The 12,266-nt window shown below is 71.5% G+C and carries 14 protein-coding genes; 8 read left to right on the forward strand and 6 right to left on the reverse strand.

The genetic code is table 11. The features are described 5' to 3' along the window. Positions 1-20 precede the first annotated feature (20 nt). Entirely contained in the window at positions 21-494 is a 474-nt protein-coding gene (gene smpB / locus V3T34_RS19320) for an SsrA-binding protein SmpB (protein WP_048428442.1), read from the forward strand. Between the two features lie 95 nt (positions 495-589). Further along, entirely contained in the window at positions 590-772 is a 183-nt protein-coding gene (locus V3T34_RS19325; RefSeq protein ID WP_060848027.1) for a hypothetical protein, read from the forward strand. A 12-nt stretch (positions 773-784) separates the two neighbouring features. On the opposite strand, the gene V3T34_RS19330 is transcribed toward V3T34_RS19325, so the two are convergent. Continuing rightward, positions 785-2,284: a serine protease gene (locus tag V3T34_RS19330; RefSeq protein WP_305077206.1), complete on the reverse strand. Its 1,500-nt coding sequence runs from the start codon at positions 2,282-2,284 to the stop codon at positions 785-787. Between the two features lie 224 nt (positions 2,285-2,508). Between V3T34_RS19330 and V3T34_RS19335 the strand changes: the two genes are divergently transcribed. Next, positions 2,509-4,296 (forward strand): ABC transporter ATP-binding protein, encoded by a 1,788-nt coding sequence (locus V3T34_RS19335; RefSeq protein WP_305077205.1) that lies wholly within the window; start codon positions 2,509-2,511, stop codon positions 4,294-4,296. Further along, entirely contained in the window at positions 4,293-5,195 is a 903-nt protein-coding gene (locus V3T34_RS19340) for a DMT family transporter (protein ID WP_060848025.1), read from the forward strand. Before V3T34_RS19335 ends, V3T34_RS19340 begins: the two co-directional genes overlap by 4 nt. Before the next feature lie 2 nt (positions 5,196-5,197). On the opposite strand, the gene V3T34_RS19345 is transcribed toward V3T34_RS19340, so the two are convergent. Continuing rightward, positions 5,198-5,923, reverse strand: coding sequence for a fused DSP-PTPase phosphatase/NAD kinase-like protein (locus V3T34_RS19345; protein WP_060848024.1), 726 nt, complete (start codon positions 5,921-5,923; stop codon positions 5,198-5,200). A 196-nt stretch (positions 5,924-6,119) separates the two neighbouring features. On the opposite strand from V3T34_RS19345, the gene V3T34_RS19350 reads away from it, so the two are divergent. Both V3T34_RS19350 and ppa read left to right on the forward strand, forming a co-directional pair. Next, positions 6,120-6,626, forward strand: coding sequence for a GNAT family N-acetyltransferase (locus V3T34_RS19350; RefSeq protein WP_060848023.1), 507 nt, complete (start codon positions 6,120-6,122; stop codon positions 6,624-6,626). 241 nt (positions 6,627-6,867) lie between these two features. Next, the gene (gene ppa, locus V3T34_RS19355; protein ID WP_060848022.1) at positions 6,868-7,398 is read left to right on the forward strand and encodes an inorganic diphosphatase; all 531 of its coding nucleotides are present in this window, start codon (positions 6,868-6,870) and stop codon (positions 7,396-7,398) included. A 131-nt stretch (positions 7,399-7,529) separates the two neighbouring features. Here ppa and V3T34_RS19360 read toward each other — a convergent pair whose 3' ends face one another. The 3 genes from V3T34_RS19360 to V3T34_RS19370 all read right to left on the reverse strand — a co-directional run bounded on the left by V3T34_RS19360 (position 7,530) and on the right by V3T34_RS19370 (position 9,019). Beyond that, the gene (locus V3T34_RS19360) at positions 7,530-7,727 is read right to left on the reverse strand and encodes a hypothetical protein (protein ID WP_060849485.1); all 198 of its coding nucleotides are present in this window, start codon (positions 7,725-7,727) and stop codon (positions 7,530-7,532) included. A gap of 146 nt (positions 7,728-7,873) precedes the next feature. After that, the gene (locus V3T34_RS19365; protein WP_305077204.1) at positions 7,874-8,170 is read right to left on the reverse strand and encodes a hypothetical protein; all 297 of its coding nucleotides are present in this window, start codon (positions 8,168-8,170) and stop codon (positions 7,874-7,876) included. 54 nt (positions 8,171-8,224) lie between these two features. Next, entirely contained in the window at positions 8,225-9,019 is a 795-nt protein-coding gene (locus V3T34_RS19370; RefSeq protein WP_060848020.1) for a cold-shock protein, read from the reverse strand. Positions 9,020-9,432: 413 nt separating this feature from the next. Between V3T34_RS19370 and V3T34_RS19375 the strand changes: the two genes are divergently transcribed. Continuing rightward, the gene (locus tag V3T34_RS19375; RefSeq protein ID WP_305077203.1) at positions 9,433-10,866 is read left to right on the forward strand and encodes a protein adenylyltransferase SelO; all 1,434 of its coding nucleotides are present in this window, start codon (positions 9,433-9,435) and stop codon (positions 10,864-10,866) included. A gap of 84 nt (positions 10,867-10,950) precedes the next feature. On the opposite strand, the gene V3T34_RS19380 is transcribed toward V3T34_RS19375, so the two are convergent. Beyond that, positions 10,951-11,160, reverse strand: coding sequence for a hypothetical protein (locus V3T34_RS19380; protein ID WP_060848019.1), 210 nt, complete (start codon positions 11,158-11,160; stop codon positions 10,951-10,953). Between the two features lie 967 nt (positions 11,161-12,127). On the opposite strand from V3T34_RS19380, the gene V3T34_RS19385 reads away from it, so the two are divergent. After that, on the forward strand, positions 12,128-12,266 hold a 139-nt coding region (locus tag V3T34_RS19385), incomplete at its 3' end, for a porin (RefSeq protein WP_305077272.1).

Genomic DNA, 12,266 nt, shown 5'->3' on the forward strand with positions numbered 1-12,266 from the left:
CCCAGGACCTCCGCCGCCCGATGGCCAAGAAACCCGAGCCGAAGAACCGCGTCGTCGCCGACAACCGGAAGGCCCGCTTCAACTACGAGATCACCGACACGGTCGAGGCGGGCATCGCGCTCACGGGCACCGAGGTGAAGTCCCTGCGCGGCGGCAAGGCGACGATCGGCGAGGCGTTCGCCGGGCCGTCGGGCAACGACCTGCTGCTGTTCAACGCCTACATCCCCGAATACCTCGAGGCGAACCGCTTCAACCACGACACCAAGCGGCCTCGCCGCCTGCTGCTGCACCGGCGCCAGATCGACAAGTTCATCGGCGCGACCCAGCGCGAGGGCTACACCGTGGTGCCCTTGAAGATCTACTTCAACGAGCGCGGCCGGGCGAAGGTCGAGCTGGGTCTGGGCCGCGGCAAGAAGCTCCACGACAAGCGCGAGACCGCCAAGGAGCGCGACTGGCAGCGCGACAAGGCGCGGCTGATGCGCGACAAGGGCTGAGCCCGGCACGGCGCGCCGGTACGACACGCCGCACTGTCGCCGCCGCCGCGGCCTCCTAGCTCCCTTGGCCTTCAGGCCGGCACGGGGAGGCTCCGATGTTCGTCGAGGGAGGATGGCGTCCGTCCTGGGAGCCGCCGCCGCGCCCGCCGCAGCCCCGGCTCACCGGGCGCCAGGAGCGCACGCTGGTCTGGATCATCCTCGTCAACGTGCTGCTGTGGTTCATGGCGCCGATCGGCGGCGCGACGCTGATCCATGCGGTGCTGGCGCTGATGCGGTAGGCATCGGCCGCGTCACCGGCAGGTGACGAAGACGCTCATCGCCTTGGCGTGGTCGGCGAGGTCGGCCGGCGCCATCGCGGCGGCCGCCGTCCCGGCCGTGAACGCGACGCCGTTGCTCTCCAGGAAGGTCGCGGCGACCGCGCCCTTGAGGGCGAAGTTGACGTTCTGCGGGATGTCGCCGTTCGTCGCCACCATCACCTTGAGGGCGTTGAGCTTCGCGGTGACGACCCCGACGAGGTTGCCGTTGCCGTCGAGGAGCGGACCGCCGGAATTGCCCGGCTGCACCGGCGCGGAGACCTGCAGGTAGCTGGTGTTGTCGCCCAGCCCAGTCAGCGCCGTGACGTTGCCGAGGGTGAAGTTGCCCGAGGTCGAGAGCATGCCGGCGAGGGGATAGCCGAAGGCCGCCACCGGCTCGCCGAGGCGGATGCCCAGCCGCAGTCCCGCAACCTTCGGGGGCGTCAGCGTGGTGCGCAGGATCGCCAGATCGTTGGCGGCGTCGCGGGCGACGAGGCGCGCGGGCACCGTCCCGACGGCGCCGCGCACCTCGACCTGCCCGCATTCCTCGACGACGTGCGAGTTGGTCAGCACCTCGCCGCCGGAGCCGACGAAGAACCCGGTGCCCGAGCTCTCCCGCGGCTTGGCAGCCGGCGGGGAGGCGGGCGGGACGGCCGCGACCGCCGACGGGGCTTGGGGGGCCGGCGGCGGCGCCTGGACGGGCGGGAGGGTGACCGTGCGCGCGTCCGGCGCCGTGGCCTCGGGAAGCGGGATGAACGGGGCGTCCGGCGTCATCGCCGACCATAGCGAGGCCGAGAGCAGGACGGCGATGCGCTCGGCGGAGAGATCGGTCGCCCGTGTGTCCCAGCGCAGGACGAAGCCGAGGGCGCCCGGCCCGTCCTGGTGATAGCGCATGTAGATGTCGGTGCCGTTCTGCGACGCCGAGATGGCGAAGAAGTCCGATCGCAGCACCTTGTAGTGGAGCGTGGCGCCCTCGCGCTGGAACTTCTCGACCGTGTAGCCGAAGGCATCCGCCACCACGACGTTCGGCAGGGCGTTGAACGCGAGGGTGAGCCGGCGCGTCGGGTCCTTGAGGTCGAGCCCGCGGGCGGTGCGCTCGGCAGTGAGGCCGAGCCCCATCGGCGCCCAGATCGAGACCGGGCGGAACGGGTGCGCGATCGTGCGCAGGCCCCATTGCGAGAGGTTCGGCGCGGCCAGCATCCGCAGCCGGGCGAGCTGCGCGCCGTCGAGCCAGCCGGTCGGCCGGAAGCCGTTCTCGCCCTGGAATTGCGCGATCGCCTCGAACAGCCGGCGGCCGAAGGTGACGTTCGGCATGCCGGTCCAGTATCCGGCGGCGGTGAGGAGCGTCTGCAGCCGGACCCGGCGCTCGGTCTCCATGAAGGCGAAGCGCGATTCCGCCTCGCCGTAGCCCGCCGGGGCCTGGGCTAGGGCGGGGGCCGGGCCCGCGAGCGCGAGACCGACGGCAAGGACGGTCAGGTGGGCGCAATGCCGGGCCATGAGCGGGAAGCCTCTCGTGTCGCGGCGCATCATGCACGCCCAGGTTTTGACACGAAATTGACATGCAGATGGCAATTGTTCAATCGCACGAAACCGTCGGGTGACCTCGCGCCGGCCTGTGGCGAGACTGCCCGCAGCCCAGCCCCGCGCCGCCCCGAATTGCCGCCCGCCCGACCCGCGTGCTAGCGCCACCGTCCACACCCCACGGACGAAGCGAAGCATCAATGGCGCGGCGCCCCCTCCTCTCCGGCGACATGCTGCCGTTGCTCACCCGGCTCTGGCGCGACTGGCTGCGGCCGCATGCCGGGACGCTCGCGGTCGTGCTGGTGCTGATCGCGGTGATCGGCGCCGCCACCGGCTTCTACCCGACCCTGATCAAGGCGGCCTTCGACGCCTTCGACGCCAAGGATGCCGGGGCGCTGGCCTACGGTCCCGTCCTGGTGATCGCGGTGACGGCGGTGCGGGGCTTCGCGCTGCTCGGCCAGACGGTGCTGACCAACCGGGTCGTCACCCGGGTCGAGGCCGACATGCAGGCCGCGCTCTACGGCCACATGATCGACCAGGACCTCGCCCAGCTCGGCCGGGAGAGCCCGGCGAGCCTCACGCAACGCTTCACCACCGACTTCGCCTTCATCAAGGAGGCGCTGACGCGCATCTCCACCGTGCTCCTGCGCGACGTGGCGATGCTGGTGGCGCTCGTCTGCGCCATGGTGTGGATGGACCCGTGGCTGACCCTCGTCGCCGGGGTCACCGTGCCGTTCGTCGCCGGGCCGATCGCCCGGATCGGCAAGAAGCTGCGCCGGGTCTCGACCTCGACCCAGGAACAGGTCGGCCTCACCGCGAGCCTGATCAGCGAGAGCCTGGCCGGCGCCCGGGTCGCCAAGACCTACGGTCTCGAGGGCTACCTCAAGGGCCGCACCCGCGACGCCCTCGACGAGGTGCGCCGGCTCAAGATGAAGGCCGCCAATGCCCGCGGCCGGCTCGACCCGCTGCTCGAGATCGGCGGCGGCCTCGCGGTCGCCGGGGTGTTGGCCTTCATCGGCCACCGCATCCTGTCGGGCGAGAAGACCGTCGGCGACTTCACCGGCTACGTCGCGGCGCTGCTGCTCGCCGCCCAGCCGGCCCGCGCGCTCGGCAACCTGAACGCCATCCTGCAGGAGGCGCTGGCCGCGCTCTCGCGCACCTTCGCGCTGATGGACGAGGCGCCGACGATCCGCGAGAAGCCCGGGGCGCCGGCGCTCGCCGTCGCCGGCGGCGAGGTCCGGTTCGAGGGGGTGCGCTTCCGCTACCGCGACGACGCCCCGGCGCTGGAGGGCATCGATCTCACCGTCCCGGCCGGACGCACCACCGCGCTCGTCGGGCGCTCGGGGTCGGGCAAGTCGACGCTGCTCTCCCTGGTGCCGCGGCTCTACGACGTCACCGAGGGCCGGGTCGTCATCGACGGACAGGACGTGCGCGACGTGACGCTGGATTCGCTGCGCCGGGCCGTCGCGGTGGTGTCGCAGGAGGTCGTCCTGTTCGACGACACCATCGCGCGAAACATCGCCTTCGGCCGCGAGGGCGCGAGCCGGGCCGAGATCGAGGCCGCCGCGCGCAACGCCGCCGCGCACGACTTCATCGCCGCCCGGTCCGAGGGCTACGAGTTCCGCGTCGGGCCGGCCGGCAGCCGGCTGTCGGGCGGCGAGCGCCAGCGCATCGCGCTCGCCCGCGCCTTCCTGCGCGACGCGCCGATCCTGCTCCTCGACGAGGCGACCTCGGCGCTCGACGCCGAATCCGAGCAGCTCGTCCAGGCGGCGCTGACCCGGCTGATGCGGGGCCGCACCACGCTCGTCATCGCCCACCGCCTCTCGACGGTGCGCGACGCCGACCTGATCGTCGCGATGGAGGCCGGCCGGGTCGCCGAGACCGGCAGCCACGCCGCCCTGATCGCCCGGGGCGGCACCTATGCGCGCCTGCACCGGCTCCAGCTCGCCGACGACCGGGAGCCCGCATCGGCGGCGCAGGCGTCGTGAGGCCGGAGGACGGAAGAGCGACCGCCGAGGCGCCGTCCGGACGCCGCCTCGCCGAGGGGGTCGCCTTCGCGCTCCTCGCCGTCAGCCTGTGGGGCGGCTGGTTCGTCATCACCCGCCGCGCGGTGGGGGCGGGGGGCGTGCTCGGGCCCGCCGACCTCGTGGCGCTCCGCTTCGGCATCGGCGGGCTGCTGCTGCTGCCGGTTCTGCTCCTGCGCCTGCGCGGCCTCGACCGGCGGGCGTACCTCGACGGCGCGGTCCTGTACGTGGCGCAGGGCGCGCCCTTCGCGCTCCTGATCTCGATTGCGCTCCGCTACGCGCCGGCCGGCCACGGCGCGGCGCTCACCCCCGGCACGATGCCGCTCTTCGCCGCGCTGCTCGGCGCCCTGGTGCTGGGCGACCGGCCGGGGCGGCTGGCGCTCGCCGGCCTCGGGCTGATCGCCGCCGGGGCGCTCACCCTGGCGGGGGGCTTTCGCGATGCGGACGAACTCTTCGGCTACGGCCTGCTCCTCACCGCCGCCTTCCTGTGGGCCGCCGGCACGGTGCGTATGCGCCGCTCGCGTCTCACGGCCCTGGAGGCGACCGCACTGATCTGCGTCGGCTCACTCGTCACCTACATCCCGGTCTACCTCGCCTCGGGCCTGTCGCGCCTCCTGGAGGCGGCACCCGCCGAGGTCGCGCTCCAGGCCCTCTACCAGGGGGTGCTGGTGAGCGTGGTGGCGCTCGTCGCCTTCAACCGCTCGCTCGGGCTGATCGGCCGGCGCACCCCGGCCTTCACGGCACTCGTGCCGGTGATCGCGACCATCCTGGCGATTCCGGTGCTCGGGGAGGTGCCGGACCCGCTCCATGTCGGCGCCATCCTGGCGATCGGCGCGGGCGTGCTGCTGACGACGCGGGGGTAGCCTCACTCCCGCCGCAGCAGACGGTCCACCAGCAGGTCCGACCACACCCCGGTGCGGAAGTCGCGCTTGAGCGCCTCGGGATCGTAGTGGTGCTCGACCCAGTCGAGGAAGCTCAGGCCCTTCGGCTCGCCCTCGGTGAGGTAGCGCTCGAAGAACGCGTCGAGGATGCCCGTCTTGGCGAAGCGGAAATGGCCGAACTTCGCCGAGAGCTGGCGCGCCGCCTCGCGCACCGGCCGGCCCTCGTGCAGGATCAGGTAGAGGGCGGCGGCCAGCCCCGCCCGGTCGGCGCCGGACTTGCAGTGCAGCACCGCCGGATAGGCGAGGCCGGCGAAGAAGTCCCTGGCGGCCAGAAGCGTCGCCTTGTCGGGCGCCTCGCGCGAGCGCATCACGAACTCGACCAGCGCCAGCCCCTCGCGCTCGCAGGCCTCGCGCTGGAGCTGCCAGGAGCCGTGCTCGCGCCCGCCGCGCAGCGAGATGATGGTGCGCACGCCCTGGCGCCGGAACCAGGCGAGGTCGTGCGGGCCCGGCTGGGCCGAGCGCCAGACCATCCCGCGGCCGATCCGGTGGCGGTTGAGATAGGCCAGGCGAAACACGCCGTGATCGACGAGCAGCATGTTCGCCCAGGCGCGCAGGCGCCCGCCCGGCCCGGCGATCGGCTGCTCCCAGCGGGCGATCCGGGCCATGCGGCGGGCGTAGCGGGTCTCGGGCGGGAGGAAGCGGTTGAGCACGAAGGGACGGGCGCCTGGCTGGGACGGGAGAACGCGATTCGCGCGGAGGAACAGTAGGCCGCTCTACCAGCCGCGTGACCCGGCCGCAACGACCGGCCGTTCGATGAGCCGGCGCAGGAGCGTGGCATTGCGCTTGCGAAGTCTCCCCCGCATCGTGGGGACGCGATCCGTCGGCTAACAATCGAGGGGGTAGACCGTGAGCACTCAGGTCGTCAGCATGCGCAGGGCCCGGGAGCAGGATGCCGGGATGCTGTCGGAGATCTTCGACGCCGCGTGGCGCGAGGCCTACCAGGGCATCATCCCGGGCGTCGCCCTCGACCGGATGCTCGCCCGGCGCGGGCCGCGCTGGTGGCGCTCCACCATCGGGCGCAGCCGGCCGCTGGTGGTGCTGGAGATCGGCGAGAGCGTGATCGGCTACGTGTCCTACGGGCGCTGCCGCGACCGGGCGCTCAAGGCCGAAGGCGAGATCGACGAGATCTACCTGGCGCCGAACTACCAGGGCCTCGGCTACGGCACCCGCCTGTTCCGGGCGGTGCGCAACGACCTCGCCGACCGGGACGTGCGCCGGATCGCCGTCTGGTCGCTCGCCGAGAACGACCGGGCGCGGGACTTCTACGAGCGGATGGGCGGGCGCGTCGTCGCCGAGGCCTGCGACCGGATCGCCGGCGCCGACCTGCCCAAGGTCGCCTACCTGTTCGGTTGAGGGCCGGGGCGGGAGGCATCCTGCCTCCCGTTTGGTCGCCGGCGCGCCGTCATCTGCTCAACGCGTGCTCATCGGCAGCAAACGGATCGTCCGCGCCGGTTTTCGCGCGAAGCGTGGCCGGACGGGACCTTGTCCTCGACTGTCATAGCCATCGTTGCGCGCAGGCGCTTGTGCCGGCGCCTGCGGCCCTCTAAGGACCGCGCCATTCAGGGGCGCGTCCGCCCTTGCAGGGAGTTCGCTCATGCGCCTCGACGCCATCTCCATCGGCAAGAACCCGCCCGAAGACGTCAACGTCGTCATCGAGGTCCCGGTCGGCGGCGAGCCGATCAAGTACGAGATGGACAAGGATGCCGGGACGCTGATCGTCGACCGGTTCCTCTACACCGCGATGCACTACCCGGGGAACTACGGCTTCATTCCCCACACCCTGTCGGGCGACGGCGACCCGTGCGACGTGCTCGTCGCCAACACCCGGGCGATCGTCCCCGGCGCCGTGATGAGCGTGCGCCCGGTCGGCGTGCTGGTGATGGAGGACAATGCCGGCGAGGACGAGAAGATCATCGCCGTTCCGTCGCGCAACCTGACCAAGCGCTACGACCGGATCGAGAACTACACCGACCTGCCCGACATCACGATCCACCAGATTCAGCACTTCTTCGAGCACTACAAGGATCTCGAGCCCGGCAAGTGGGTGAAGATCGTGCGCTGGGGCGACAAGGCCGAGGCGCAGCGCCTGATCCTCGAGGGCATCGAGCGCGCCAAGAAGGCGTGACGCCGGCGCGGGCGCCGACCGCGCCCGCCTCGCCCCCTGGGGGGCCGCCACGCGAACCCTCCCTCCTTCGCACGGGGAGGGTTCCTGCATACCGACCGGCGCGGATCACGTCCCCGGTCGCGGAATCGTCCTCAGACCGCCCGCGCCTGCGCCGCGCGCGGCTTCTTCACCGCATCGTTGTAGGGCGCGTTGTAGGCCCGGCGCACCGAGGCCCAGTAGGCCTCGCGCTCGTGGGCCGGGAGGCGGCCGAGCGCGGCATTGAGCGCGGCCTCGCCGGCGGCTTCCAGCCCGCGCAGCTGGTCCGGGGTGACGTCGTGAACGGTGGTCATCGTGAAGGGGTCCCGAGCCCGGTTGGGTTCGAGCGCCACCATGCCACAAGCGCTGCCGTTTCGCACGTCCGACCCTGGTCTTACCGGGAGGCCGCGCTAGGGCTGTCCCCGCTGTTTCGGTGTCATGCCCGAAGACGGGCGCCGCCTCAGCGCCCGGTTCCCTTGCCGGCTCCCTTGCCGGTCAGGAACGGGTTGCGGTCCGCGGCGCGGGTCGCGCTCGGCGGCAGGGCGTCGGCCTCCGGCGTCCTGCCCCAGGCGGGCAGGGGGGACCCGGACTGGATATCGGGCCGCTTGGCCTGCCAACCGTAACCGGCATTGATGCCGGCGTAGAAGCCGGTGAAGTCCTCGGCCGCGGCAGGGCCCGGCAGGGCCAGGACCGCCAGGAATCCGAGAAGCGCGAGTCTCGTCAGGACGACGCGCAAACGGAAAGGAGCGGTGGCCATGGGCCACCGCTCCGTCCGTATCAGTCGATCATCCGTGCTGGAATGCACCGAGGATCAGTCGACGCTGATGCTCTGAGCCTCGCGGCCCTTCATGCCCTCGACCACGCCCATGGTGACGGGCTGGCCCTCGGCGAGGGACTCGAGGCCGGCGCGGGCGAGCGCCGAGCGGTGGATGAAGACATCCTTGCCGCCGTCGTTCACCGACACGAAGCCGAAGCCCTTGGCGGGATCGTACCACTTCACGGTGCCGGTCATCTCGGTCGAGGGACCGGAGGCGAAGCGGCCACCGCCGCCGGCGCCACGCTCGGGACGGTCGCCGTAGCCACCACCACCGAAACCGCCGCCGCCGAAGCCACCGCTGCGCGGCGGACGGGGATCGCGACGGACCGGGGCCTCGGCCGTGCTGGTGTCCACGCTGGTGATGTTGGTCACCTGCGGGCCCTTCTGGCCCTGCGCGGTCTGCACGCTCAGGCGGGTGCCCGGCATCAGATCGGCGTGGCCGGCCGCCTCGACGGCGCGAATGTGGAGGAAGGCGTCGCCCGAGCCGTCGCCGAGCTCGACGAAGCCGAAGCCCTTCTCCTTGTTGAACCACTTGACCGTCGCGTCGCGCTCCGGCCCCGAGGGGGCAGCGCTGCGCGGGCCGCCACGGTCGAAGCCACCGCCGCCGCCGCCGAAGCCGCCGCCGCCGTAACCACCACCGCCGCCGCCACCGTAGCCGCCGCCACCACCGCCGCCATAGCCACCGCCGTAGCTGCTGCCCTGCGGGGCCTGGTCAGGCCACCGCGGCTCGCCACCACCCTCGTCGAAGCCGCGACGGCGCGGCTCCCTGAAATCACGACCACGTCCCATTAGAAGCTCGCCAAAACGTAAAAACCGCCGACCACCCTTGTACCCCGGTGCGTTCTGTACCTGACAGCGGACGCCTCGAGATCGTTCCATTCCCGGTTGCGGTGACCAAGATGACCGCCACACTCCTGACGCAACTCAGACCGTCCCGCAAGGCGGATCTGCCACGTGTGGCGATGACGAGGGACACTTTCTCACGTCGCGAAGCGGATTGACAGCCCGATTCGCACGCTTTTCCGCGTGTCGTTCACGCATCACTGTGACATGCATGCACCCGCCGCGGCGATGCCGGAACGGGTGCCCCCGGGGCACCCGGGACCTGGGATCGCGGGCGGCGCGTTGCGCCACCGACCCCGCCCGACCGATTCGCCTCCCGTCGATCGGCCCGGCCACCCCGCTCCTTCGTCGAGGTCCCGATGCCGGCCACACCGTTCCGTCCCTCGCGCCGCCACGCCGATCTCGGGCCCGACTTCTACGACGTGGTGGCGGCCGCCCGCTTCCCGGCCCACATCCTGCGCCACCGCAACCGGCCCTGGGCGGCGCGGGTGGGGCTGGAATCGCTCACCGACGAAGAGTGGGTCGCGCATTTCGGCCGCTTCGCGCCGCTGCCCGGCAGCTTTCCCGAGCCGCTGGCCCTGCGCTACCACGGCCACCAGTTCCGCAGCTACAATCCCGAGATCGGCGACGGCCGCGGCTTCCTGTTCGCGCAACTCCACGATCTCGCCGACGGACGCCTGCTCGACCTCGCCACCAAGGGCAGCGGGCGCACCCCCTGGTCGCGCACCGCCGACGGCCGACTGACCCTCAAGGGCGGGGTGCGCGAGGTGCTGGCCACCACGATGCTGGAGGCGCTCGGCGTCGAGACCTCGAAGTCGTTCAGCCTGATAGAGACCGGGGAGGCGCTGGTGCGCGGCGACGAGCCGTCGCCGACGCGCTCGTCGGTGCTGGTGCGGCTCAGCCACTCCCATATCCGCATCGGCACCTTCCAGCGCTTCCGCGCCTACGACGACCGGGAGAACCTGCTGCGCCTGCTCGACCACGCGGTCGCGACCTACCGGCCGGAGGCGTGGCGCGACGACCCGGCCGACCGGGCGGCGGCCTTCCTCGCCGACGTCTGCCGGCGCGTCGCCCGGATGGGCGCGCAGTGGATGGCGGCGGGGTTCGTGCACGGGGTGCTCAACACCGACAACATCAACGTGACCGGCGAGAGCTTCGATTACGGCCCGTGGCGCTTCGCGCCGGTCAACGATCCGGCCTTCACCGCCGCCTATTTCGACGAGTACGGCCTCTACGCCTTCGGGCGCCAGCCGGAGGCCCTGGGCTGGAACCTCGCACGGCTCGCCGAGTGCCTGCTGCCGCTCTCCGACGAGGCCAGGCTGGGCGCGGCCATGGACGTCTATGGCCCGGCGCTGCAGGAGGCCTTCGCGGAGGCGATCCTGCGCCGGCTCGGCCTCGCGACGCCGGCGGACGAGACGGCGACGCACGCCCTCGTGGGCGCGTTCTGGGCCTTCCTGCAGACGAGCCGGGCGCCGTTCGAGCAGGTCTTCTTCGACTGGTACGGCGGCCTGGCGAGCCAGGACCGCGCCGCCCGCAGCCCGGCCGCCGCGCACTACGCCGGCGAGGGTTTTTCGCGGGTGCGCCAAGCGCTCGGCGCCCTCTCGCCCGATCCGGCGGCCCGGCTCGACCACCCGTACTTCGCGCAGGCCACGCCGTGCACGATGCTGATCGACGAGGTCGAGGCCCTGTGGGCGCTGATCGCGGAGGGCGACGACTGGTCGGCCTACCACGCCAAGCTCGCGGCGATCGACGCCATGGCGGAGGCCTACGGCACCCGGCCGGCGGCACCGTGACCGCAGCGCCCCGTACGCCAAAAACCCCCGCTCGGCAATCGGGCGGGGGTCGTGTCCGTCGGCGGACCGGAGCGGCCGCGCGGATTACTCCGCCGCGGTCTGCTCGGCGGTGAAATGTCCGCACCAATCCTGGCCGGCGACGACCGGCCACAAGCCGTGGCCCTGCGGGTCGGGCTGGCTGACCGGCGGGTTGAAGCGGCACAGGCCGGCATCGGCCGAGGCGGCGGCGCCGTTGAGCTTGTGGTCGTCGAAGTAGCGGCAGCTGTTGCAGGCCGCGCCCTGGGTGGTCGCCATGATGGTGTCTCCCGGTCGTGGGCCGCCTCCGGCCCGGTCAGTTGCTAATTAGAACAACTAAAAACTGATGGCAAGGGGCGCTCCCGCATTCGGGCGGCGTGCGGGGCGGGCTGCGGCGACGGCGGGGCGGGCACGGCCCCAACGCGCCCCAAGGAGCGCCCTGATCGTCTCCGCGGATCCAAGGCTTCGATCCGGACACGGCTGGCGCGGCCGACCGGCGGCGACCCGGATCGCCCGGGCGGCACCGGGGGAGGAGAGTCGAGCGGGCCCATCGCCAAGACATGTCGGTGCCGGGACACGGCACGAGGACGCGGGCGGGAACGGCCGTCGGCACGCCGATTCGCCTCGACGCCGGTCGCCGCCACGGCGCGTTCGCCGGCGCAGCCGCCGCACATCCCGTCGCGGGCTCGCCGGACCGGCTCCGGACGGGGACAAGGGTTCGCCAACGCCTGTCGCGACGCGCCGAATATCCACCCCCTCGGTTGCGTCGAAAGCGATCGCGACGGCACGCCGATCCGCTTCACGACTTCGAATGGCGTTTATTCCTGGGTCGATACCATGCCGATCAGGACGGGAAGCCAGATATAAAGGCGGATCGAAGCGATAGTTATGTTTTGTTAGTGCCCGACTCTTCCGCGCCGGCACCGAAACCATCCAAGATTATACCAACGTTAATTTTGTTAGTTCATAAGTAGATCGTCCTGGTCTCGACGGCAGAAATGTGATGATTCTGCCACATTCCGGCAGCAAGGGCACAGCCGAGCCTTGTTAGAACTTGAGGACGATTGATCAACTCGGCCGTATGAAAGATTGTTCCGATCGCACCGAACGAAGTCAGGTGTGGTTCGGCACTGTCTGTGCGGCAGCCGAATCTTCGGGGGCATAAGAGGGACATGGTCTCGAGGCCGAAAAGGTCTTCGGAACAGAGTCGTTCACCCCAATCGGGTCCGAAATCTTGGAGGTCTCCATGAAGCTCGTTAAGAGCCTTCTGCTCGGTTCGGCTGCTGGCCTGACCGTCGTTGCCGGTGCGCACGCTGCCGATCTGCCGATCAAGAAGGCTGCGCCCGTCGAGTACGTGCGCGTCTGCTCGGCCTACGGCGCCGGCT

This window comes from Methylobacterium ajmalii (genome assembly GCF_036448855.1).
Classification (GTDB): domain Bacteria; phylum Pseudomonadota; class Alphaproteobacteria; order Rhizobiales; family Beijerinckiaceae; genus Methylobacterium; species Methylobacterium ajmalii.

Excerpts from the sequence above, each read along its gene's own strand:
- smpB (WP_048428442.1), top strand. The coding sequence starts at position 21 with ATGGCCAAGAAACCCGAGCCGAAGAACCGCGTCGTCGCCGACAACCGG.
- V3T34_RS19325 (WP_060848027.1), top strand. The coding sequence starts at position 590 with ATGTTCGTCGAGGGAGGATGGCGTCCGTCCTGGGAGCCGCCGCCGCGC.
- V3T34_RS19330 (WP_305077206.1), bottom strand. The coding sequence starts at position 2,284 with ATGGCCCGGCATTGCGCCCACCTGACCGTCCTTGCCGTCGGTCTCGCG.
- V3T34_RS19335 (WP_305077205.1), top strand. The coding sequence starts at position 2,509 with ATGGCGCGGCGCCCCCTCCTCTCCGGCGACATGCTGCCGTTGCTCACC.
- ppa (WP_060848022.1), top strand. The coding sequence starts at position 6,868 with ATGCGCCTCGACGCCATCTCCATCGGCAAGAACCCGCCCGAAGACGTC.
- V3T34_RS19360 (WP_060849485.1), bottom strand. The coding sequence starts at position 7,727 with ATGACCACCGTTCACGACGTCACCCCGGACCAGCTGCGCGGGCTGGAA.
- V3T34_RS19365 (WP_305077204.1), bottom strand. The coding sequence starts at position 8,170 with ATGGCCACCGCTCCTTTCCGTTTGCGCGTCGTCCTGACGAGACTCGCG.
- V3T34_RS19370 (WP_060848020.1), bottom strand. The coding sequence starts at position 9,019 with ATGGGACGTGGTCGTGATTTCAGGGAGCCGCGCCGTCGCGGCTTCGAC.
- V3T34_RS19375 (WP_305077203.1), top strand. The coding sequence starts at position 9,433 with ATGCCGGCCACACCGTTCCGTCCCTCGCGCCGCCACGCCGATCTCGGG.
- V3T34_RS19380 (WP_060848019.1), bottom strand. The coding sequence starts at position 11,160 with ATGGCGACCACCCAGGGCGCGGCCTGCAACAGCTGCCGCTACTTCGAC.